Raw genomic sequence first — 489 nt, 5'->3', positions numbered from 1 at the left:
GTACCGAAGCGTCGAGCGTTGTCGATGTTGTTGCTGACGATCTGCTGCAGGCCTTGTGCCCCATACGCTGCGATGGTGAACCAGGCGGGGATGGCGCGTGCCCGTCGGGAGTTCTCCGGGGTCAGGTGGACGAAATCCGGCTGGTCCGTGATCCCGCCGAGGTAAGCCGCGCTGTTGCGGAACACCTTCAGTTGGAGGTCCGGGCGCTTCGTGAACTGGACGGCCGAGTCGTAGGGCACGTTGAACCACTTGTGCAGGTCGACGGTCACGGAGTCTGCCCGGTCGATCCCGTCAGTCCAGTGCGCGTGCTCCGGCACCAGTGCGGCGAATGAGCCGAAGGCCGCGTCGACGTGGAGCCATGCGCCGAACTCATCGCGCAGGTCGGCCAGCGCATGGAGATCGTCGAAGTCAACCGTGTTCACGGTGCCGGCGTTGGCGACGATGACGGTCGGGCGATCCGGTGCTGAGGCCATTGACGTCCGGAGAGCG

General features: G+C 65.4%; 1 protein-coding gene. It reads right to left on the bottom strand.

Annotated elements, in window-relative coordinates:
- The coding region (locus JL475_RS39370) for a pyridoxal-dependent decarboxylase (RefSeq protein WP_237409605.1) at nt 1-489 on the bottom strand (489 nt) is incomplete at both ends.

Source organism: Streptomyces sp. M2CJ-2, from assembly GCF_016757295.1.
Taxonomy (GTDB): Bacteria; Actinomycetota; Actinomycetes; order Streptomycetales; family Streptomycetaceae; genus Streptomyces.
This window is presented reverse-complemented; position numbering and strand designations above follow the sequence as displayed.